General features: G+C 48.6%; 24 protein-coding genes. 16 read left to right on the plus strand and 8 right to left on the minus strand.

Annotated elements, in window-relative coordinates:
• Nucleotides 1–66: 66 nt before the first annotated feature.
• The 5 genes from pyrH (at nucleotide 67) to LN737_RS17870 (ending at nucleotide 3,918) form a co-directional block, all read left to right on the plus strand.
• Complete coding sequence (gene pyrH / locus LN737_RS17850; RefSeq protein ID WP_405511158.1) at nucleotides 67–798, plus strand: UMP kinase; 732 nt, start codon at nucleotides 67–69, stop codon at nucleotides 796–798.
• A 116-nt stretch (nucleotides 799–914) separates the two neighbouring features.
• Nucleotides 915–1,475 (plus strand): ribosome recycling factor, encoded by a 561-nt coding sequence (frr, locus tag LN737_RS17855; RefSeq protein WP_405511159.1) that lies wholly within the window; start codon nucleotides 915–917, stop codon nucleotides 1,473–1,475.
• Nucleotides 1,476–1,567: 92 nt separating this feature from the next.
• The gene (locus LN737_RS17860; protein WP_405511160.1) at nucleotides 1,568–1,795 is read left to right on the plus strand and encodes a hypothetical protein; all 228 of its coding nucleotides are present in this window, start codon (nucleotides 1,568–1,570) and stop codon (nucleotides 1,793–1,795) included.
• A gap of 129 nt (nucleotides 1,796–1,924) precedes the next feature.
• Nucleotides 1,925–3,142, plus strand: a complete 1,218-nt coding sequence (locus LN737_RS17865) for a hypothetical protein (protein ID WP_405511161.1) — start codon at nucleotides 1,925–1,927, stop codon at nucleotides 3,140–3,142.
• Complete coding sequence (locus LN737_RS17870; protein WP_405511162.1) at nucleotides 3,142–3,918, plus strand: hypothetical protein; 777 nt, start codon at nucleotides 3,142–3,144, stop codon at nucleotides 3,916–3,918. The genes LN737_RS17865 and LN737_RS17870 overlap by 1 nt, the downstream gene beginning before the upstream one ends.
• A gap of 267 nt (nucleotides 3,919–4,185) precedes the next feature.
• Here LN737_RS17870 and LN737_RS17875 read toward each other — a convergent pair whose 3' ends face one another.
• On the minus strand, nucleotides 4,186–4,440 hold the full coding sequence (locus LN737_RS17875; RefSeq protein WP_405511163.1) for a hypothetical protein: 255 nt from the start codon (nucleotides 4,438–4,440) through the stop codon (nucleotides 4,186–4,188).
• 136 nt (nucleotides 4,441–4,576) lie between these two features.
• On the opposite strand from LN737_RS17875, the gene LN737_RS17880 reads away from it, so the two are divergent.
• The gene (locus LN737_RS17880) at nucleotides 4,577–7,186 is read left to right on the plus strand and encodes a hypothetical protein (RefSeq protein WP_405511164.1); all 2,610 of its coding nucleotides are present in this window, start codon (nucleotides 4,577–4,579) and stop codon (nucleotides 7,184–7,186) included.
• 79 nt (nucleotides 7,187–7,265) lie between these two features.
• On the opposite strand, the gene LN737_RS17885 is transcribed toward LN737_RS17880, so the two are convergent.
• Both LN737_RS17885 and LN737_RS17890 read right to left on the minus strand, forming a co-directional pair.
• On the minus strand, nucleotides 7,266–7,394 hold the full coding sequence (locus LN737_RS17885) for a 30S ribosomal protein THX (RefSeq protein WP_405511165.1): 129 nt from the start codon (nucleotides 7,392–7,394) through the stop codon (nucleotides 7,266–7,268).
• A gap of 113 nt (nucleotides 7,395–7,507) precedes the next feature.
• Nucleotides 7,508–8,509 (minus strand): glycoside hydrolase family 43 protein, encoded by a 1,002-nt coding sequence (locus LN737_RS17890; protein ID WP_405511166.1) that lies wholly within the window; start codon nucleotides 8,507–8,509, stop codon nucleotides 7,508–7,510.
• 84 nt (nucleotides 8,510–8,593) lie between these two features.
• On the opposite strand from LN737_RS17890, the gene LN737_RS17895 reads away from it, so the two are divergent.
• The 3 genes from LN737_RS17895 (at nucleotide 8,594) to LN737_RS17905 (ending at nucleotide 11,140) form a co-directional block, all read left to right on the plus strand.
• The gene (locus tag LN737_RS17895) at nucleotides 8,594–8,845 is read left to right on the plus strand and encodes a hypothetical protein (RefSeq protein ID WP_405511167.1); all 252 of its coding nucleotides are present in this window, start codon (nucleotides 8,594–8,596) and stop codon (nucleotides 8,843–8,845) included.
• A gap of 2 nt (nucleotides 8,846–8,847) precedes the next feature.
• The gene (locus LN737_RS17900) at nucleotides 8,848–9,798 is read left to right on the plus strand and encodes a glycosyl hydrolase (RefSeq protein ID WP_405511169.1); all 951 of its coding nucleotides are present in this window, start codon (nucleotides 8,848–8,850) and stop codon (nucleotides 9,796–9,798) included.
• A gap of 85 nt (nucleotides 9,799–9,883) precedes the next feature.
• Nucleotides 9,884–11,140: a glycosylhydrolase-like jelly roll fold domain-containing protein gene (locus LN737_RS17905; RefSeq protein WP_405511170.1), complete on the plus strand. Its 1,257-nt coding sequence runs from the start codon at nucleotides 9,884–9,886 to the stop codon at nucleotides 11,138–11,140.
• 27 nt (nucleotides 11,141–11,167) lie between these two features.
• On the opposite strand, the gene LN737_RS17910 is transcribed toward LN737_RS17905, so the two are convergent.
• Nucleotides 11,168–11,479 (minus strand): hypothetical protein, encoded by a 312-nt coding sequence (locus tag LN737_RS17910; protein WP_405511172.1) that lies wholly within the window; start codon nucleotides 11,477–11,479, stop codon nucleotides 11,168–11,170.
• 352 nt (nucleotides 11,480–11,831) lie between these two features.
• Here LN737_RS17910 and LN737_RS17915 point away from each other — a divergent pair, with 352 nt between their 5' ends.
• On the plus strand, nucleotides 11,832–11,954 hold the full coding sequence (locus LN737_RS17915; RefSeq protein ID WP_405511173.1) for a hypothetical protein: 123 nt from the start codon (nucleotides 11,832–11,834) through the stop codon (nucleotides 11,952–11,954).
• Nucleotides 11,955–11,963: 9 nt separating this feature from the next.
• On the opposite strand, the gene dprA is transcribed toward LN737_RS17915, so the two are convergent.
• Entirely contained in the window at nucleotides 11,964–13,088 is a 1,125-nt protein-coding gene (gene dprA / locus LN737_RS17920; protein WP_405511174.1) for a DNA-processing protein DprA, read from the minus strand.
• A 164-nt stretch (nucleotides 13,089–13,252) separates the two neighbouring features.
• Between dprA and LN737_RS17925 the strand changes: the two genes are divergently transcribed.
• On the plus strand, nucleotides 13,253–13,555 hold the full coding sequence (locus tag LN737_RS17925) for a DUF1330 domain-containing protein (protein ID WP_405511175.1): 303 nt from the start codon (nucleotides 13,253–13,255) through the stop codon (nucleotides 13,553–13,555).
• A gap of 81 nt (nucleotides 13,556–13,636) precedes the next feature.
• On the opposite strand, the gene LN737_RS17930 is transcribed toward LN737_RS17925, so the two are convergent.
• Nucleotides 13,637–14,014, minus strand: a complete 378-nt coding sequence (locus tag LN737_RS17930; protein WP_405511176.1) for a MerR family transcriptional regulator — start codon at nucleotides 14,012–14,014, stop codon at nucleotides 13,637–13,639.
• A gap of 117 nt (nucleotides 14,015–14,131) precedes the next feature.
• Between LN737_RS17930 and alaS the strand changes: the two genes are divergently transcribed.
• Nucleotides 14,132–16,792, plus strand: coding sequence for an alanine--tRNA ligase (gene alaS / locus LN737_RS17935; RefSeq protein WP_405520441.1), 2,661 nt, complete (start codon nucleotides 14,132–14,134; stop codon nucleotides 16,790–16,792).
• A 172-nt stretch (nucleotides 16,793–16,964) separates the two neighbouring features.
• Here alaS and LN737_RS17940 read toward each other — a convergent pair whose 3' ends face one another.
• Nucleotides 16,965–18,440 (minus strand): capsule assembly Wzi family protein, encoded by a 1,476-nt coding sequence (locus LN737_RS17940; protein ID WP_405511177.1) that lies wholly within the window; start codon nucleotides 18,438–18,440, stop codon nucleotides 16,965–16,967.
• A 143-nt stretch (nucleotides 18,441–18,583) separates the two neighbouring features.
• Between LN737_RS17940 and murI the strand changes: the two genes are divergently transcribed.
• Nucleotides 18,584–19,402, plus strand: a complete 819-nt coding sequence (murI, locus tag LN737_RS17945) for a glutamate racemase (RefSeq protein WP_405511179.1) — start codon at nucleotides 18,584–18,586, stop codon at nucleotides 19,400–19,402.
• A gap of 109 nt (nucleotides 19,403–19,511) precedes the next feature.
• Here murI and LN737_RS17950 read toward each other — a convergent pair whose 3' ends face one another.
• Nucleotides 19,512–20,405: a protein-S-isoprenylcysteine O-methyltransferase gene (locus LN737_RS17950; protein WP_405511180.1), complete on the minus strand. Its 894-nt coding sequence runs from the start codon at nucleotides 20,403–20,405 to the stop codon at nucleotides 19,512–19,514.
• A gap of 143 nt (nucleotides 20,406–20,548) precedes the next feature.
• Between LN737_RS17950 and LN737_RS17955 the strand changes: the two genes are divergently transcribed.
• The 3 genes from LN737_RS17955 (at nucleotide 20,549) to LN737_RS17965 (ending at nucleotide 21,977) form a co-directional block, all read left to right on the plus strand.
• Nucleotides 20,549–20,740: a hypothetical protein gene (locus tag LN737_RS17955; RefSeq protein WP_405511181.1), complete on the plus strand. Its 192-nt coding sequence runs from the start codon at nucleotides 20,549–20,551 to the stop codon at nucleotides 20,738–20,740.
• Nucleotides 20,741–20,816: 76 nt separating this feature from the next.
• Complete coding sequence (locus LN737_RS17960; protein WP_405511182.1) at nucleotides 20,817–21,305, plus strand: FKBP-type peptidyl-prolyl cis-trans isomerase; 489 nt, start codon at nucleotides 20,817–20,819, stop codon at nucleotides 21,303–21,305.
• Nucleotides 21,306–21,455: 150 nt separating this feature from the next.
• Nucleotides 21,456–21,977 carry a GreA/GreB family elongation factor gene (locus LN737_RS17965; RefSeq protein ID WP_405511183.1) on the plus strand — a complete coding sequence of 174 codons (522 nt, stop codon included), beginning with the start codon at nucleotides 21,456–21,458 and terminating at the stop codon, nucleotides 21,975–21,977.
• Nucleotides 21,978–21,989 lie beyond the last annotated feature (12 nt).

Below are 21,989 nucleotides of genomic sequence, written 5' to 3' on the forward strand. Positions count from 1 at the left end.
CTTTCTCCAATTTAGCTTGCCGCCTTCCTGCCTTTTTCCCTATCTTTGCCCGCAAAACTTCCCTTCATGACATCGCAATCAACGTATAAACGAATCCTGCTCAAACTGAGCGGGGAGGCTTTGGCGGGTCCAACCGGCTATAATATTGATCCGGCAATCTTAGAACAATACAGTAAAGAGATTAAAGAAGTCGTTGACCTGGGTGTACAGGTGGCCATCGTCATCGGGGGCGGCAATATCTTTCGGGGTGTCTCCGGCGAACGGTCTGGCATCGACCGTGTACAGGGTGATTATATGGGTATGCTGGCTACCGTTATCAATGCTATGGCTATTCAGAGTTCACTCGAAAAACATGGTATGTATACCCGCGTAATGTCGGCTATCAAGATGGAGCAGGTTTGCGAGCCGTATGTGCGCCGTCGTGCCGTCCGTCATCTTGAGAAAGGCCGCGTTGTCATCTTTGGAGCTGGAACCGGAAATCCATATTTTACGACAGACTCAACAGCTGCCCTTCGCGCAATCGAGGTAGAGGCAGACGTAGTACTGAAGGGGACCAAAGTCGACGGAGTATATACCGCCGACCCCATGAAAGACAAAACGGCAACCCGGTATACGACCATCACCTTCGATGACGTTTACGAAAAGAAATTGAGTGTAATGGACCTGACGGCCTTTACCCTTTGTCAGGAAAACAATTTGCCCATCATTGTCTTTAATATGAACGACAAGGGAAGTTTGCTCCGTTTGGTGAAGGGGGAAGAAAACGTCGGGACACTCATTACGGCGAAACTGTCTTGAAATGATTGAATGATAGAATTGTTGAGTGGTAGCACGTCTACTTCGTTCGACAATTCATCGCGATAGCGATCCGATCATTCTATCATTCAATTATTCTATCATTCAATAATCAAAAAATGGAAGAGATCGAGCTATTTCTCGACGATGCAAAAGACACGATGGAAAAAGCGCTTAAGCATTTGTCCATCGAATTAACCAAAATTCGGGCCGGAAAGGCTAGTCCTGCCATGCTCGAGGGCATCCAGGTTGAATATTATGGGATGCTGTCGCCATTGAATACCATAGCGTCTATTGTTACTCCAGACGCGCGTACCATTGCCATCAAGCCTTTCGAGAAGAAACTCATTGGCGAAGTTGAAAAGGCGATCCGCAACTCGAACCTCGGTCTGGCTCCCAATAATGATGGCGAAATCATTCGGTTGAGTGTTCCGCCCCTCACTGAAGAACGTCGTCGGGACCTTGTCAAAAAAGTAAAGCAGGAGGTTGAAACAGCTAAGGTCAACGTCCGCAATATCCGTAAAGACACCAACGACGATATTCGTAAACTGGTAAAAGAAGGTGTATCGGAAGATGCTATTAAAATGGGTGAAGAACGCGTTCAGAAACTAACCGACGCCTTCATTGCCCGCATTGATGATACGTTTGTGGCCAAAGAGAAGGACATACTGTCCGTATAGGCTGAGCGATAAGAATAGTTAGATTCCGGTAGTACGCTACGTAACCAACAGGTCACGGTGCATAGAATCTAATGTAAATCCAGTACTTAACGATGAAATTGTTAAAATGGGCTGTCGTTATAGCCATAGGCTTTGTATCCTGCGAAGGTGGAAGTTTCAAGAAGAAAGACTGTAAAGCCTGCGAAACCATTACAAACGGTCAACAGGGAGAAACAGGCCGGATTGAAAACAAAGTCTGCGGGGATGATGAAGTGGCCGCATACATTGTCGCCAATACGGCCAGTAATGCCAGTACAACGGTTGTGACGACTTGTAAATAAGCCAATTTTCGCGACCGCCGTATACATAAGTTAGAGAGAAAGCCGTTCATGTTTCGACCTGACCGGCTTTTTCATTTGACGGCACTGCCCCCTATGAATCCACTTTGACCCACCGAATCAGGTATTACCATGATCAATACGCAGACGACAAGGCTAATCTACATTCTTTGGGCACTCTTGTCTGTGTGGCCCGCCATCGCACAACCAACTCGGTATAAGCTCACACAAAGCCAGAATAGTACGCAGATTATCAGCAAAGAATCCACACCCGGTTCTAACAAGTTCGATCAGGTTGTCAGTACGTTACCCGCCGAGATTGCGCAGGGGCGGAAAGGAGGGCGGTTGCTTATGCCGTATGCACCTGAGCCAAAAGGACAGATTAACATGACCCAGTTCGGCACGGGGAAATATTATTCGCCGAATTTTCATTTCTGCATGGATATGCTGGGCAACAAATCAGTAAACGAACGAAAAGCAGTGGGCATTAACAGCTTTACAACCTGGTCTGTTAAGCCTGAACATAAATCACAGCTGGTGTATGGGGAAGAGATGCACTACGCGACCGAAAACTTTCTGGGTTCCCTGCGAAATGCAAATTTCTATATTAATACGTTGCAGGAGTTTTTCGATAAAGCCTGGCCGCTTGTACCGGCACTCGGATACGGTGACATGGCCAACACAAAATACCTCGTATACGACATCGAGAGTAGCCTTTGGCTCAACGCTGGAAATGCCGAAGAAGGACCATTACCCGGCTGGCGGGATGCGGGCTATTTTTCTAAACAGGGAAACAGTAACGGGAACTGGCACGATGTCAAGAAAAAAACCATACAACTGGAAGGCTCGAAAGGCACCATTACGCTAGAGCAGTTGGCTGCCCGAGGGCAGGATGGTTGGATGAGTGAGTTGTACACGCGCCGGGCCAATCGACTGGCGCTGCTGCTGGAAATTGCCCGATTAAAGGGTAAACCCGGAACGAAAGTCGCTGAAGGGTCGTCGATGGCGCAGGGCGAACCCCGCGTAGACTTTGAAAAAGGAACGGGTTTGTTCTTTGAGGGGAACTGTAACGCAGCAAATGTGGGAGGAGATAGTCAGGGAAACCTCACCTTTAACAAGCCTGGTGGCGGCAAGGTCACTATTCGGCTCAATGGGAGCTTTTATGACCATGAAGACTTTAATCAGGCGTATTGGTACCGTTTTGATCCCGATTTTGACCCCTGGGACAAAGAAGCCATTTTTGATCAGCACAAAGCGGGCACCCAAACGTACCCGTACCTATGGAGCAAAATCAAACCCATTCATATTGTTGGCCTCGAAAAGGGTATTTGCAGGAAAACAGGCGGTTGATGCAGGCCAGAGCCGGCAAAGTACGCCCCATGTGGCGGCAGATTGAATCCTGCTACGAAGGTAACTGGCATGCACCCTTTGCTGAAGTACAGAATATCCGGCGCTACGGCAACGATAATTTTCGGGATACACCCCGACTCTGGCAACCCCCTTATGAACAATATTCACGGTACGTAGTCACCCGGTTTTTTGCGGGCGATGAGCCTGACTGGGGCTTTTATCTGTTTCCAGCTGATCCGCCCGATATCGTTAAAGACCTCAACAACCCGGCCGACCCGGATACAAAAGCGTATTACAATTTTTCGCAGCATCCCGTATCGGCAATGTTACAGGCCCGGGCAGATATGCAGCCCTATGAGACGTACTACCCAGGCAGTGTACTGGTTGAAAACCCCGAAGTGCAGCTCAGTCGAGCGGGAGATTTTGTGGCCTACAACGGGGTTGCCGCCGTAAATAACGATGCAGGTAATCAGGGGCCCAAACGACCGGCTTATATGCTACGCTACAAAACCGTGCCGGGTGGCTGGCGGGTTGTGCTAATCGGCGGTATGCTCCAGAACTGGACCGAAGAACGTGTCGATATGGTGCGTTTACCGGGCGGGTTGCTGAATGGGAACCGGTTCCAGGTAAAGCTCCGCGGCCCATCGGTGCAGGTCTACGAGTTTATGGTGAAGTCCTCGGATTCGAATCAGGTCTATGAAGCCCTGCCGATGGCAGCCCCGGATTGGGAAAAGCCAGGCTACGCTGGTCGGGTAGGGACGTTGCCCGCTAATTGACGTAGGGAAGACGATACCCAACCATGCCTATCTGCCTGCGTATAAAATCTTTTCTGAAAAATGGCGAAAAAAGCTGAGTGACGGAGTATTAAACAGGTCGTCTAACCGGTATGAAAACGAAGTCGCTTTTACCCGGTCCCTGGACATTGATACTGTTGATCTCCAGCCTGCTGTTTATAGGGTCTGTCAAACTTATCTGGGAGTTGCTTTAACAACTTGTCAGCAACGGATGATACTACGGCTTTTACTCCTCACTGAAAGTATATACTACTTCGTTTGCCGAATCGCAGATTTCAGATAATCCAGAGCAGTACGGCTAATAATGTGCTCTTCAACATTCACAATACGTTCGCCCCGATGCTCATAGGGCCACACTTCACCTGTTAGCACATCAAATGTGCCATAAGGTAGCAGATCATACTCTTCGTATCCCCAATACAAAAAGTCGATTGCGTCCGTGAACTCCTCGAATCCGACGGCGTAACCAATTTCCTCTTGAGCAAAAACAACGATGTATCGCATAACCCTATGTACGCAAAAATCCGATATAGGGTTGCGTCGGGTTGCGCATCAGTAGCTTCTTGTTGAACAATCACTGACCGGTTCTATCCGTTTTAGCACAAAGCCGTATCTTTGAGCTACGTATTGTCTTTTCTGTATGAACCAACCAACCATGTTTAAACCGCCCCGGCGGATCAGCCTTCGTCCGCATCTTATCGCGGTGCTGGGGCTTTTGGTGCTGGCTATTATTTATTTTTCGCCAGTGCTATCCGGTAAAACCCTCACCATGCATGACGTGCAGGAGGCATCTGCCGCTGCCCGTGAAATTCGGGAGATAACCCAGCAAACAGGCGAAAAACCACTCTGGACAGACGCTCTCTTTAGTGGTATGCCCGGCTACATGATTGATTTCCCTTACCCGTATATTCTGGTTTATAAAGCCACAATGGGGGTAGTAAACCTATTACCGAATACCGCCAGCATCATTTTCGTCGTGATGCTGAGTATGTACATCTTTTTGGTCGTATTAGGCTGTAATTCATGGCTTTCTGCCCTTGGGGCCGCAGCGTACGGTTTTGGTACGTTCGGCATTGTGAGTCTGGAAGCAGGACACGTTTCCAAATTATTTGCCTTAGGGTATGGTGCTGGTATGTTGGCAGGAGTCATTCTGGCGCTCCGGGGACGCTACTGGCTGGGTGCCGCACTAATGGGATTTTTCCTCTGTATGGAATTTGGGGCAAACCACATTCAGATCACCTATTATCTGTTCATGACGGTTGGGCTGTACGTACTGATTGAAGGGATTGCCCTGCTACGTTCGGGAAAGGGTCGTCAACTGGCCTTCGGTCTGGCAACATTGGCTTTGGCAGGTGCATTGGCCGCCGGGAGTTTCGGGAAGCGGCTGTTGGTACTTAACCAATACACAAAAGAAACGATTCGGGGTAAGTCGGAACTGACGGCTAAAACGACAAATCCGGATGGCAAATCACCCAGCAGTGAGTCGAAAGGGGGATTGGATAAAGACTATGCCTTTGCCTATAGTTATGGTAAGGCCGAAACGCTTACACTGCTTGTGCCGAATGTGTATGGTGGAGGATCGGCAGGTGGGCTAAGCACCGACTCAGAACTGTACAAGGCTATGGTAAGCCGGGGGATTGACCCGTCGGCGGCCAAACAACTGGTTGAGCAGGGATTTCCTACGTATTGGGGTGACCAGCCGATTCTGGGTGGTCCTGCTTATGCGGGGGCTGCGTTGCTCTTTCTGTTTGTACTGGGAATGTTTGTCATCCGGGGCTCTCTTCGCTGGTGGCTATTAAGTGCAACCGTGTTGATGATTATGCTGGCCTGGGGGAAAAACTTTCTGTTTTTCAATGAGTTACTATTCGACTATCTGCCTTACCTGAATAAGTTTCGGGCAATGACCATGGCCCTGTGTTTGGCGCAATTATTTATGGCAGCAGGTGCTGCACTAGGTATACAGACCATCGTTAATGAGAAATTAACCCTTGCTCAACTCCGTCAGCCATTATTTATCAGCCTCGGTCTTACGGCCGGTGTTGCGCTCGTTATGGCGGTTATGGGCGGAGCTTTCTTCGCGTTTCAGCGCCCTAACGACATCAATATCTTATCCCAGATTTTTGGCGAAGCGGGCAAAGATTTTCTGGCTCCGCTCGTTAGCGACCGGCAAAGTATGCTACGTTCCGATGCTTTCCGCTCCGTAATCTTGATCGTACTGGCAGCTGGTTCCATTTGGTTGTTTTTAACAGATAAAATTAAAGCAGCAGTATTTTATCCCGTTCTGTTTGCCATCGTTGTATTTGATTTGTTTGCGGTTGATAAACGATTTCTTAACAGTGCTGACTTTGTTCCGAAGGCAGAGGCTAGCGTACCGTTTTCGCCCACGCCTGCCGATGAACAGATTTTGCAGGATAAGTCATTAGGGTATCGTGTGTTCGATCAGACGGGCTCGTTTATGGAATCTAACCGGACTTCATATTTCCATCGCTCCGTAGGTGGGTATAACACGACACGGCTACGGCGCTATAATGAGCTGATAACCTATGCCTTTCAGAATAATTTCCTGAATATTCTGAACATGCTCAACGCCAAATATGTAATACGACCTGCCGAACCAGATCCCAACAATCCGCAGCAGCAACCCACTGGACCCGTAGCGTTGCCCAATCCTAACGTAATGGGTGCGGCCTGGTTCGTAAAAACTGTGCAACTGGTAAACAATGCCGATGAGGAAATGGCTGCCATGAAAACGCTCAGTACGCGCGATTCGGCGGTGGTTGACAAACAGTTTACGGCTCAGTTGGGAAGTCTGCCTGCCGCCATGGATCATACCGGAAGTACCATTCAACTGACTAGTTACCGTCCGGATAAATTAATCTATCAAACTAGCGCTGCTCAGGATGGACTGGCTGTTTTTTCCGAAGTTTATTACCGGGGGAACGAAGACTGGCAGGCATTTATTGATGGAAAACCAGCCCCGCATGTTCGGGCGAATTACGTACTGCGTGCCATGCGAATACCGGCTGGAAAGCATACGGTTGAATTCCGGTTTGACCCGCCTTTGGCCCGTACAGGCGATACCATCGACCTGATCTGCAACGTATTATTGATTGCCCTGATTGGCTTTGTGATCTTCCACGAAGGTCGTAACCGATGGTCGCAACCAATGCCCGAACCAGAGCCGGTTATGCCAACTGCTCCAGAGGGGTTGAAGCCAATTCAGCGACAAACCAAATCAAAAACCAGGTAATCGTTTAATCGGCTGATTTTGAGTGCCTAATGAAAAAGCGTTGCCAGTTCTGAACTGGCAACGCTTTTTCATTAAAAATTTATTCAGGTTTCTTTGGTTGCTCCAGAGCTGGAACGGATGCCTGTTTATCAGGGTTTTTCGGCCGTGATTTACCGTACGATCCTCTTGTAATCTTGCCTTTACGAGTTTTTTTGTCGCCTTTGCCCATTATGAATGACTCATTTAGTGTTGGTCAATTCACGTACTACCTGAAAAATACAGTAATTGTTTGGAAAAATTAAATTATTGATAGGCAAAACAACTAACTCAAGGCGTAAAGCATTAGTTTAATCGACGCGCTTCTACGCCATCAACCGTAATTTTTACTGGCTTGATAGCCCCTTTTTCATCGAAATACATTCGGTCGATGCAGGTTTCGCGGTGGTTGCCGTCAGTTTCGGTAAGTGGGCGACGGTGGTAAATGATATACCATTCGTCAGTGCCGGGAACTTGAATAACGGAATGATGACCAGCGCCCCTTGCAACAGTCGGGTCCTGCTGAAGAATTTTTCCGACACGCTCGAAAGGCCCAAACGGAGAGGAGGACGTAGCGTAGGCAACAGAATAATCTGGCCCCGTCCAGCCCCCTTCTGACCACATGAAATAATACGTACCGTTACGTACAAACATAATCGGCCCCTCAACATAATTCTTTGGCGTTATTTCCCGATACGTAGTGCCGTCAGGGAAAGGCAGGAACCCCGTAAAATCGTCTTTCAACCGGGCAATATTGCAGTGCCCCCAGCCGCCATATATCAGATAATACTGCCCATCTTTGTCTTTGAACACAAACTGATCGATAGGCTGTGCTCCGTTGTGAATTTGGCCCACCAGTGGCTTTCCTAAGTAATCGCGGAACGGGCCGGCTGGATTATCGGCAACGGCTACGCCAATGCCACCCGTTTCTTTTTTATCATCGTGAATATCGTTTGCCCCAAAAAATAAAAAGTACTTGCCCCCTTTTTCTACAATGGCGGGTGCCCACATGGCTCGTTTTGCCCATTTAACGGCTGTTGAATCAAGAATGTGGCTATGTTTGGTCCAGTTGGTAAGATCGGGAGAGGAGAATGCATCAAAAAATACCTGCTGGTTATACGGCGCTGAATAGGTTGGATAAATCCAGTATTGCTTCTTGAAAATAACCGCTTCAGGGTCGGCGTACCAGCCCGGAAAAACAGGATTGCCCGATTTTTTTGACGTTGTTTTTGGCGGTTTTTGAGCCAGAATCGGGTAAATGCAAAGCGTGAAAAAAGTGCAGGAAAGTAGGAAACGTAAACGATACATAAACGTAGAGGGAATCAAAATGCGATTAAGTAGGTAAAAGTAGAAACAAAACCTGCTTTGTCAATCCAGTTAATCGAAGGCTACGTGATAAAAAGAAGTGTACTCCTGCTGGTATTCATTGCTCTCACTACGTTTGTTCAAGCTCAACCGGTTTCGCAGACCAGCCGCCCCTGGACGTACTGGTGGTGGATGGGTAGCGCCGTTAACGAAGTCGATATTACCCGGCAACTGGAACAGTTTGCCAGCGTCGGGCTAGGGGAGTACACATCATTCCGATTTACGGCGTACGGGGCTATGAGCCACAATTTATTCCGTTTCTCAGCGAGCGTTGGTTAGGCGTGTTTGCGCATACAGTCCGGGAAGCCAGCCGGTTAGGGCTTGGCGTTGATTTAACCACTGGAACCGGATGGCCTTTTGGCGGGTCAAACGTAACGGCCAGCATTGCCGCTAAGCAGTGGAAAGTTAGTGATGGCAAATTGACTACCAGCCTGACAAATCAACAGGTAAAACGGGCAGCTCCGGGTGGGGCGGGCCTTGTCGTCGATTATTTTGATAAAACAGCCATGCGGACGTACCTGAACCGCTTCGATTCGACCCTGGCCCGACTGCCACAAAAACCGAGAGCCGTATACAACGATTCGTACGAAGTGTACGGGGCAAACTGGTCGGAAAACTTTGCCAGCGAATTTCGGAAACGGCGGGGCTATGACCTGAATAGTCAGTTATCAGCCTTTCTGGATACGACCGGAACGGAAGTGGGTATTTTGGTAAAACAGGATTATCACCAGACACTTTCCGAATTGCTGCACGATGGGTTTACCGCTACCTGGACAGGCTGGGCGCGGTCGAAAGGGTATAAAACCCGTAATCAGGCACATGGTTCGCCCGGCAATTTGCTGGATTTGTACGCACTGACGGATATTCCAGAAACGGAGTCATTCGGGAGTAGTCGATTCCCGATTCCCGGTTTACGGGTCGATGATCACTATGATGTTGAGCGATTTGGTACGCCCCATCCGTTAGCGATGAAATTTGCGTCGTCGGCGGCTAATCTGATGGGAAAACCGCTGGTCAGTTCCGAGACAACAACCTGGTTAGCCAATCATTTTCACGTATCGCTCTCCCAAATCAAGCCTCAGGTTGACGAGTTATTTACGGGGGGATCAATCATATTTTCTACCACGGTACGACTTATTCACCGGCCGCCGAAGCGTATCCGGGCTGGTTGTTTTATGCGTCCACCAACTACGGGCCATCCTCTCATTTCTGGCCGCATTTTTCGCTGTTGAATCAGTACATTGAACGTTGCCAGAGCCGATTGCAAAGGAGTCTGCCCGATAATGACGTACTGATTTACTTTCCCATTCACGACCTGTGGGCAACGCCCGCCAAATCGGCGGGGGGATTCATCAGTTAGAGGTACACCACGTTGAACGATGGCTATTGAAACTTCCGTTTGGGCATTTGGGTGAACAACTGCTTCAGCAAGGTTACTCGGTTGATTTTGTATCGGATGATTTGCTGCGGAAACTAACTGTCGACAAGCAGGGCCAGTTGAAAAGTGGTTCCGCTACGTATCGGGTGCTGCTTATTCCGCGTGCTACGTACATACCAGAAGCGACACTTGAATTGATCGGAAAACTGGCTCAGCAAGGCGTACGGGTTGTTTTTGCCGATCAACTACCCCGGCAGGCACCAGGATTCTTTCAGCATCAGGATCGTTCTGCAAAAGTACAGCAGCAGGGACGAATGCTCCGTCAGTTACGTACGGTTTGGATTAGCTCAGACGTAACGAAGACACTCGATAGCCTGGGTGTTCGTTCTGAGCAGATGGCAACGGTGGGTTTGTCGTTCATCCGGAAACGAAAGGCAGATACGACACTCTTTTTCGTTACGAATCTTGGTAATCGTTTTCAAAAAGGATGGGTGGCTCTATCGGCAAGCGGTAAAGCCACCCGGTATGATGCGCTAACGAATCAGTATCAATCCTTGGCACAACGTACTTTACAAGCGGCTAAAAATGAGGTATTTCTGCAAATCGAACCTGGGCAATCGTGTTTTATTTCGGTCGTAAACTCGAACGTTCCGGCGACAAAATCGGTGGAACCGATTCAGACCGAGGAAACTATAGCCCAGTTGACGGGACCGTGGCAACTTCAGTTCTCAAAGGGAAAACCAGCGTTATCAACAACCCATACGCTTCCCGCGCTTGCATCCTGGACCACACTCAGCGACTCAGCTTCCTATTTTTCCGGTAAGGCCCATTACGTTACTACGTTCGATGTGCCTGGAACTACGGACATAACGCGACCCTATACACTGGATCTTGGCGACGTACGGGAGGTTGCCGACGTAACGCTCAACGGTCAGCCGCTAGGTACAGCCTGGTGTATACCATTTCAGTTGACTATTCCGCCCGGTCGGCTCCGACACGGCACTAACCGGCTGGAGATCGACGTAACCAATCTGTCGGCCAATTACATGCGCCTGTATGATCGGCAGAACCCCGGGTGGAAAAAATTCTATGACATCAACATCGTGGACATCCGCTACCAGCCCTTTGATGCCTCAAAATGGGACGTAATGCCTTCGGGGTTGCTTGGTCCGGTTCGCATTCGAAAACGTTTCTGACTCTATTGCGAAAAAGCTGAGTAGAGTCTACGCGGCTGGCATCAGATAGAGCGTCGCAACAGGAATCATGATCTCCTCGTCATCCGGATGAGGTTTTTGTTCAAGCAAAGGGAAATCCGTAACGGTTACCCGAAATGGAGAAGACGTTCGGTCGGCGTTGACCAGGGATATCTGATGTTCCGTACCGGCCTGAAATGTAGGGCCAAACGCTGTATCGAAATCCACCCAGGCATCCGGAGCAAGCTGAGTAGCCGAATTTTGGGTTGGGTCATTGTAAAGCATAACCCGAAGCAAAACGTCGGGATTGAGCGGAATCACGTTATTTTCTGGAAAATTCATATAATATAGTTGTTTTACTGTATTGCAAGTAAAATATAATTTCTTAAAAAACCTACATATTTTTAGTCTTAATTCTGGTTAAACACATAATTGTTTTGCGCGATGCAAGTATCTGCACCCCAGTTTCGTAAATCATTCGCTGCCAGGGGCTTTACCTGCCAACCGATCTGGCTTAATGCGATGGATACAGGGTACCAGTCAATCATTTTCTCATCAGACAAGCATTGATGACTTAGTAACAGAAACCAGTAAGTCAATCATAAAAGTTACGATGGTCATGGGGAGTGGCGTGGTATAGAAGCAACAGGCATCCAGGTAAGTACATCCGGTTTTCGATTCTATAAACTGGACAATGGGAAAATTATCGAGCGTTGGGCGTCAATTGACAGTACTGCTCTGGAAAACACCCTGCGTCAGCAAGTACCAACGGGTTGTCAAGTTCCAGCCAAACATTAACTGGAACGACAGCGCCTGAAAACTGCACCTACACATACACAACGGCGTATTTTTTGCCGGGAAGCGACCGGACAAAACCGCGAAACTCCAGATTGAGCAGCAGCGAGGCCAGACGCCCCATCGGAATTTGCGACTGCCAGCTTAGTTCATCGATGTGGAGGTCGGCTGCCTGACGTAGTAAAGCCACTATCTGACTTTCCTCGTCCGTTATATCGTTTGGCAACACAAAGGGAGCTTTGGAGGAAGTCTGTTTTTTATTGACCGGGTTGTCCGATAAATCCCAGTTGAGCGCTTCGATGATGTCTTTGGGACTGGTGTAAATCTGCGCTTTGTTTTCCCGAATCAATTTGTTGCATCCTGCCGAAAAAGCCTGGTTTAATTGGCCGGGAACGGCAAACACTTCACGGTGATAATTATTGGCATACTCTGCCGTAATAAGCGCTCCTCCTTTTGCCGCTGCCTCTACCACAACCACTGCATCGCTTAAGCCAGCTATGATGCGATTCCGGGCCGGAAACAGGTGTGCATCGGGCTTTGTACCCGGCGGACTTTCGGTCAGTAAGCCACCAAGCACAAGCATTTCCTGAGCGGTTTTCTGGTGGACATTTGGGTAGATAATGTCAAGACCGCTCGCCATGACGCCAACTGTAGGTAACCCATTAGCCAGACTGGTTCGGTGAGCGGCAATATCGATTCCGTAAGCCAGCCCGCTAATTACGTTAGCCCCATATGGTGTAATGGCTTCGATAATTTCTGACGTAATACGGCGGCCGTAGTCGGTAGCCTGTCGCGTGCCAACCAGCCCAATGGTACGAGGGGCATTCAGGCCACCCGATCCCTGAAAATAGAGCAGAGCTGGCGCGTCGTAAAGGGACTTCAGGCGGCTCGGGTAGGCTTTATCCGTATAAAAAAGAACTGAAGCCCCCATCTTTTCTACACGCTTCATCACCACTTCGGCTTCGGTCAGTACGTTCGGTTTGAGAATGGCGCGGGCCGTTACCTCGCCAATGCCGGGTATTTTGATCAGTCGGGACAAAGGCGAGCGGAAAACATCGTTGGCTGAACCACAGTAGCTTATCAGTTGGCGAATAAGGATACTGCCAACGCCTGGAACGAGCGTAAGGGCAATCTGGTGGTGGGTATCGGTGGACACGTAATGAAATTCAGAATCGATTATCTGCTCTATTAGCCTTTGTTAGACGAATAAAGTAGCCGTATGTCAGCGTTGAACGATTTCCTTTTTAGAAATTAAAGTCCTTTCCTGTTAATTTTCGGGAGTAAAGCACAGGTAATTTTTTAAATCCAGCCCGAACCCTCATGATATATATTACGCAACTCATCTATCTAAAAGAAAACCAGGAGGACGTATTCAATCAATTTGAAGCGGTTGCCATTCCTCTGATAGCCAAACACAATGGCCGTTTATTACTAAGGGTTAGGCCCGATGCTACGGCAATGATTGAACAGGATATTGAAAAGCCGTACGAAATACATATCGTAGAGTTTACGACCAACGCAGGCTTTGAAAGTTTTATGCAGGATGAGGAACGAAAGCAGTTTTTACACCTGAAAGAACAGTCAATCAAGTCAGTATGGTTGATGAAAGGCGAAAAGCTATAAGCTGGAGTTCAGCCGCGTCAATCTCCAACTCACTGAAACATGGCCATTTTATGGCAGCAGTAGACCCTATAAAAGGTCGATCTATTCGGTTGCGTCGTTTATGGGTTCATTGTCCAGATCGGCCCGCATCTGTTCCAGGAACTTCTTTAATTTGGTGAGCTTGTTCACATAACGGGCATTTTCGCGTCGGCGAGCGTCGCGGGTTTCCAGAAATTCACGAGCGCCAGGCAACGTAAACTTTTGACGGGTTACCAGGTCAATAATTTCGGTGAGGTGGTCGATGTCGGCCTTCGTGTATACGCGGTCGCCGGAGCGGTTTTTCTTGGGCTGGAGCGTAGGGAATTCTTTCTCGTAATAACGAAGCTTGGAGGCATTGATGTTGAACATCTCCGCGACCTCCTTGATGCCATAATATAACTTGCCAGACTCTTCCATCCGACAAACTTCCTGATGTTCCACGAAACCTGCAAGTTTTGCCGTAATTTTGCACATTCAGTTAGTTAGCCGTTGGTCATTTGTCAGTAATGACAAGCAAGAAAGGTCAATGACTACTAACCAATGACTAATGACATAACAATGACTTCCCACGAAATACGTCGGCATTTTCTCGACTTCTTCCGCTCAAAACATCACCTGATTGTACCATCCGCTCCACTCGTCGCTAAAAACGATCCGACGCTGATGTTCAATAACTCAGGGATGGCTCAGTTTAAAGATTTTTTCCTCGGCAACGGTACGCCCCCATCCAAACGGGTGGCCGATACGCAAAAATGTCTGCGCGTGTCGGGTAAGCACAACGACCTCGAAGATGTGGGTTTCGATACGTACCACCACACCATGTTCGAGATGCTGGGCAACTGGTCGTTTGGCGATTATTTTAAGAAAGAAGCCATTGCCTGGGCGTGGGAACTGCTGACCGACGTTTATAAACTTCCTAAAGACCGGCTTTACGTATCGGTGTTTCAGGGCGACGAAAAAGACAACGTACCGTTCGATCAGGAAGCGTTCGACCTCTGGAAACCCATCGTTGGTGAAGACCGGATTATCTACGGAAATAAGAAAGATAATTTCTGGGAGATGGGCGATACGGGGCCATGTGGACCCTGCTCCGAAATTCACGTAGACCTGCGCTCGGCAGAGGAAGTGGCCGAAAAGCCGGGTAAAGAGCTTGTGAATGCCGATCACCCGCAGGTTGTTGAAATCTGGAACCTGGTGTTCATGCAATTCAATCGGAAGGCCGATGGTTCTCTGGAGCCGCTGCCTGCCCGGCACGTCGATACGGGTATGGGCTTCGAGCGGCTGTGTATGGCTATTCAGGGTAAAAAATCAAATTACGACACCGACGTTTTTTCGGGTACGATACGTGTCATCGAAGAACTGTCGGGCAAAAAATACGAAGCGGGCACCAGCATGTCCGACGTGGCCATGCGCGTCATTGCCGACCATATCCGGGCTGTATCGTTTGCTATTGCCGATGGCTTGATACCGTCGAATGCGAAAGCGGGTTACGTAATCCGCCGGATTCTGCGCCGGGCGATTCGCTACGGTTATTCGTATCTGGGCATGACGGAGCCGTTTATGACCAAACTCGTGCCGACACTGTCGATGCAGTTTTCAGACGTATTTCCCGAACTGAACGCGCAGCGTGATTTTGTGGCTACCGTGATCCGCGAAGAGGAAATTGCCTTTTTGCGGACGCTCGGAACGGGGCTTGGTCGCCTTGACCATATCGTGGCTGACCTGACGGCAAAAGGAGAGAGGGTTATTCCTGGCGAAACGGTTTTTGAACTGAACGATACGTTCGGCTTCCCCGCTGACTTAACGGCGTTGATTGCCCGTGAGAAAGGGTTAAGTATCGACGAAACAGGTTTTCAGCAAGCGCTTCAGCAACAGAAAACCCGTTCGCGGAAAGATGCTCAATCGTCGGCGGGCGACTGGATTGAACTGGCTGAACTAGACAATAAAGTAGAATTTGTGGGGTATGATCAGCCCGATGCGTATGCTCAGATTGTAAAGTACCGCAAGATTCAGAATAAACAGGGAACCCAAGTGCAGGTAGTGCTCGACAAAACGCCGTTTTATGCGGAGTCGGGCGGGCAGATTGGCGATACAGGTGTACTTGAACTGTTCGCTGGTTCGGACCAGATCGGTACGTTGACGGTGCTGGACACGAAGAAAGAAAATGATCTGGTCATTCATATTGTTCAGGACGTACCGGGCATTGACGACCTGCTGACCGAGGCTGATTCCGTCTATGCGGTTATCAATACGTCGCGCCGGGGGCTGATCGCCAGCAATCACTCCGCTACGCACCTGCTTCACTCGGCCTTGCGTGAAGTTCTGGGCAATCATGTAGCCCAAAAAGGGTCATACGTTGGTCCCGATGCTCTCCGCTTTGATTTCTCGCATTTTAGCAAGGTAACAGACGAGCAACTAGCTGAGGTTGAACGAATTGTAAATGAAAAAATTCGGGAGGACATCAAGCTCGACGAGAAACGGAACGTACCGATCGAGCAAGCCAAACAGTTAGGCGCTACGGCCTTGTTTGGTGAGAAATACGGCGATTTTGTTCGCGTCATTACGTTCGACCCAAACTATTCGGTCGAGCTTTGTGGCGGCACGCACGTACCCGCAACGGGCCACATTGGTCTGTTTAAATTTACCGGCGAAGGTTCGGTATCGACGGGTGTTCGGCGGGTTGAAGCAAAAACATCGGCCGGAGCCGAAACATTGGTAAACGAGCAGATGGCTTTAGTAAGTGAACTGAAGGAACTGCTGAAATCGCCGAAGGACGTAGTGAAAGCGGTACAGACACTTCTGGACGAACGTAGTGCGTTGCAAAAGCAGGTCGAAGCTCTACAGAACGAGAAAGTTCAGCAGTTGAAAAACCAGCTTCTGGAAAAAGTTGAAACGGTCAACGGACATTCCCGACTGGTTGAGCGTGTCGACGTACCGTCGGCTGAATCACTCAAGCAGTTAGCCTATGACCTAAAAGCGAAAGTCGATAATCTGGCGGTTGTGCTGGGTGCCGATATTAATGGCAAGCCCCAACTCGCCGTTATGCTGCCTGATTCACTGATTCAGAGCAAAAACCTGAACGCCGGACAGGTGGTGAAAGAACTCGCCAAAAATATTAAAGGTGGTGGCGGTGGGCAACCCTTCTTCGCTACCGCTGGCGGTTCGGACTCATCGGGGCTGGATGCCGCTCTGGCACAAGGTAAAGAGTTGCTGGGATAGACGAAGCGACTAATTTATTTTGAATCAACTTCCCGAAAGTTTGAAACTTTCGGGAAGTTCTATTTTAACGTTATCGGCTTACGTAGCTAGTCTCTTATCAACACGGTCTAATTATGGTGACTAAACCTGCAAAAGACTGCAATTCAGGTAGATAGAGTCTTACTTTAATAAATCACCAACTCTTTTTTATACCAACATAACCGCCAAAGGAATTCGTGTATAAGCCGCCGTTGTCTAATGCTGCTTTAGCCAGGATGTACGTATTGGGCCAGCGGGTAAAGGGTATCTGGGCTGTAAGTAAGCCTGAAAACTGAGTCGGGTAACTTTTGGGAGGTTCTCTGAACGTACCGTAGTTTTTGCTGAAGGAAGTGCGTAGCATAAACGTAGCGTTTCGATACGATGCCTGTATGCCGACATAGCCCATGTTTACCCGGTTGTTCGGGAAAAATTGCCCATTTTTTACCGCAGATGAATCCGCATAATCCTGGCCGGGCGCGATGAAAGGCGTACCAATCGTTCGCCCGAAATACGACCAGCCTTCGGTATACTGGCTGTGGTTGTAATAATTGTCGCCCCCCTGATAGCTACTTCCCTGGATATAAAACGTAGATCCCGACTGATCTTTCGTTGTGAGAAACTCAAGCGTCAGGCGGTTGACCCGAAATGAAGCTGATTTTTGCGGTTTAGGTACGTAGCTGATACCCCAGAGGCCATCGGGCAGGTTTTTAAAAACAATACCCGACACGTCCTCATATGCATGTTGGTAATACCCCAGCAAGCGACTTTTTTTGGTATTAAGTTCCAGGCCAAAATCGATACTGCCGACACTGTTTCCAACCCGGTAACTATCAAAATAACTGTACCCCGCTACGTTGCTCCAGTCTTTAGGTGTATAGGAAAACACTACGTATTTGTAAAAACTCCAGTCGGAAGGAAAATATCCGTTGGGGTCAGCTATATCCGGCCGCTGTTTCAGAAACTCCGCATGACCCGCCCATTGAACCTGATGATTGACGCCCGCATATATTTTTAAAACAGACCTGGGTTTGCCGAAACGCAGGTAAAGATGTTTCTGATGCAGGCGAATTCCCTGGATATAGGGCGCATTAAACCAGCCATGCGCAAAGGCCGCATTGATAGCCACAAAATCGTGAGTAAAGTGAAGCGGAGCGTAGCCGATGGTCCCAATTTGTAGCTTGGGAATCGGCAGCGCATTGCCTGAGACGGCATAAAAGCCAGAGGATAAAGTCGTGTCGCCCAGGCCGGTAACTTCGCGTCGGCGACCAACGTAGAGTTCGATAGCTTTATACCTGACTTTCAGATGCGCTTCCGGCAGTAAGACCTTGGCATGATTTAGCTTATCGTACGTAACAACAGGATTCAGCTTGATGCCCCAGTCAAATTTTTGAAGATGCGTAGAATCGGGTTTTGCGTACGATTTCCAGACAGCCGCCTGAAATAGACCGGCTGGAGCCTGATTTGGAATGATGCCGTATTGATTGGTACGTAACCAGAACGGGGTAGCCGATTGGTTCGAAAGAATACTTCCTGCTTCTACTTCAGCATGCCAAAGCTGCTGGCTAATTGCCTGATAGCGATAGCCAATCAACAGCAACGTAGTAAAAAGGAGAGGACGTAAGCCTGACATAAGGGTGGACCCAATAACGCTGTAGGGTTAGCTGGGATGCGAATATACTGCCGATCAGATAGTTGTAAAGGGGTAGAGCCACGAATGTCGGGATTTATCCATTTTAAGGTAAACCAGTAAAAGGCTAATGGCTATTTTTGACCATGAATCAACCCATTGGTGTTTTTGACTCAGGCTACGGTGGCCTGACTGTATTACGCGAGATTGTTCACAAATTACCGCAGTACGATTACGTGTATTTAGGCGATAACGCCCGCACTCCCTACGGTACCCGTTCCTTCGACACTGTTTATCAGTACACCCTCGAATGTGTTCGGCATCTGTTCGACCGGGGCTGTCGGCTCGTAATTCTGGCCTGTAATACCGCATCTGCCAAGGCGTTACGTAACATTCAGCAGCTTGATTTGCCGACCCTGGCTCCTGACAGACGTGTTCTGGGCGTTATTCGTCCCACCACTGAAGTTATCGGTACCTATTCAAAAACCGGCCACGTAGGCATTCTGGCCACGCGTGGAACCGTTACATCGGAGTCGTATCTGGTTGAGATTGAGAAGTTTTTTCCGGATTTATCCGTCTTTCAGGAAGCCTGTCCGATGTGGGTGCCCCTGGTTGAAAATGGTGAGTATGCCAGCCCCGGTGCCGATTATTTTGTGCAGCAGCACATAGATCGACTACTCGGGAAGTCCCGGAAAATTGATACGCTTTTACTGGCTTGTACGCATTACCCGCTGTTGCTCAATAAAATACGTCAGACAGCCCCACCCAACGTAACGATTTTAAGTCAGGGTGGTATTGTCGCCGATAGTCTGGTCGATTACCTGAAACGCCATCCTGAACTTGAAACGCAGTGCAGCAAACACGGTCGACGACTCTTTCTGACAACCGATTCTACCGACGATTTCGACCGCCAGGCAACTATTTTTTATGGTGATTCTGTACAGTCGGTGCATCTTGCCTTATGAACGAAAGAGAATCATACTAACGATTTTCGAAATTAGGTGAAGGGTGCCATTGGCTATTCGGCAGAGATTTCTGCTGGGGGCGGTTGGTAGAAAGCTACATACTACGTAGCTATGCCTGCTTCATAGAGGCATTGGGCCGCGGCTTGCTACGTAGCGGTAAGCGGGGAAATAATCGCCCAGTCGAACGCATGTAGGCTTTATAGGAATCGCCAAATTCAGACAGCATCAATTGCTCCTCCTGGTTGATTCGACCCAGGTACATCACCCAAAACCAGATCACTAACGGTACGCCAATCAACCAGTTTGCCGACAGGAGTAGCGTACCCACCGCCAGCAGTAAAAAGGATAAATACATCGGATGCCGGATGTAAGCGTAGATGCCCTGAACAATCAGCTTGTGATTGGCCTGTATATGTAGCTGGCCAGTCCAGTTTGACCCTAACGTATTATGCGTTAGAATGAGCAGAATCGTGGCGACAAGTAAAATACCAAAACCAATCCAGCGCAGCCATAAGGGCAACGCTACGTGAGCAAAATCGAGCCAGGTGGTTAAGCTGTAAAAAACAGGCAGAATAAACAGGATTACACCCAGGCGGTACATCAGCAATTCTCGTTTTTGATTAACCGATTTTATGATTTTACCGGCTCGTTTTTTTCGTACGATATACTGACGGATAACCTGGCCGGGCAAAAAACACGCTAAGAGGGCGATTCGAAAAATGAATTCCTGACTCATCGTTTTACTGATTAAAATTCTGGTAATATCCTGCGGGTAGGGGAGCGGTCCAATAGGGCCTGTCTGGTACGTATCGGGGTTCTCCAATCTACCGGCAAATAGAAAGCTTAAGCGGTCAATGTCTACGGGAAAAACACCCTTTTTGCGTACAGCGCAGTAACATTCAAACCCTGATAGAGTGCTTTCTGCCCACTGCACAGACTTACCGATGGTGTTGATAAAAGCAGCCAGCCGCTTAGCCAGTGCCGGGTTGTTTTTATTTTTCACCGGATTTCTACCAAAAACGGGCGAATTTCTGCGCTTAATCGAAAAAGCAGCCAGGCTGTATGGTGCGACTACTATTTTTGAATAGCCTGATTGATTCTTAAATCTGTATTATTTAATCAGGCAGAAGCACCATTTTCCTACCCATGAAACCAGACAAAACGAATCCAGCCGGGACAGCTCAAACCGCTCCCGTAGACGAAGCACTCAGCTACAGCGAATTCACACAATTACTGGCTCAGTATAAGCGAGCCGTTTATGAGTCGATCTACCAGGCCGATGATCCGATCAAACGACTGATAACTCCGCATACTCAGGTATTTTTAAACGGATTCTGATTCTTACCTTCTGTTCATTAACTGGTAAGTTGAGGAAGGCATCTTGTATCTTTGGCCTACATTTCGTTTATGTTTTATGGTACAAATCCTATTGAAGCCTACAGGTCTATGGCTGGCTATTCTTTCAGTATTGATTGGTTGTCAGTCAGCGAATCAATCGCCCTGTGAGCCAACCCCCATAACAACCAAGGCTCCAAGCGATGAAATTGCCCGACTTAAGCAGTTCATCGATTCGAGTCGGATCGCGGCCACTGCCGATGCCCGTGGGTTTTATTATACGATTCAAGCCCCCGGCAGCGGGACAAAACCAACTGTTTGTTCAAACGTTAGCGTCAATTACGAAGGCCGCCTGACAGACGGTACCAGCTTTGATAGTGGGGAAGACATCAGTTTTGGGCTAAATCAGCTAATTGTCGGTTGGCAGGAAGGCATCCCGTTAATCGCTCAGGGTGGACGTATTACGCTGTATTTACCGCCATCGTTAGCGTACGGTTCTCAGCAGCAGGGAGAGATTCCTGCTAATTCGATCCTGATCTTCCAGATTGACCTGCTCTCCATTAATTAAGATACATAGACCGTTTCGCTGCGTAGAGGTACACTAGTCTTATGTTGCTTAATTAATCGGATCGGTTTCCTGACAGACGGCCAGTTAGAAACAATGCTTTGTATACCGATGTTCTAATGGGTGTAAAGCCAAATTGGCCTGAAGGAAATTATGAGCAGCGCTTTTTTGAAAAATGAAACGGCTGATGTGCCGGTTGTTATCCCGGCACGAGCCCCCTTGCCGCCGGGTACGCCCAATTATGTTACGCCCCGTGGTCTCGAATTGTTACGTACCGAACTCCTTGATCTGGAAGCGGAGCGTGCTCATCTACAGGCTGATAAAAGCAAGGAGCAAAACGAACGTACCCGACAACTGGCCTTGCTGAATGGGCGTATCGCCAACCTTGTTCAACGTATTTCTACCGCTAAAGTTGTCGACACGCAGGAGCAGGATAAAGTTCGCTTTGGCGCTACCGTTGGCCTGAAAGTAAAACAAGGCAAGTTGGTTGGTACGGAACGTAGCTTTTCAATTGTGGGGGTTGATCAGGCCAATGCCAGTCAGGGATTGATTGCCTTCACGTCGCCACTGGCCCGCGCGCTCCAGGGGAAACGTATCGGAGAAACGGTTGCCTTACCCGCTGTAAATGGTCAGCAGGTTATGGAAATAGTAAGCATTACCTATGAGATGATCTGAAAAGAGATCTTT

The sequence above is a fragment of the Spirosoma sp. KNUC1025 genome, from assembly GCF_045160025.1.
Classification (GTDB): Bacteria; Bacteroidota; Bacteroidia; order Cytophagales; family Spirosomataceae; genus Spirosoma.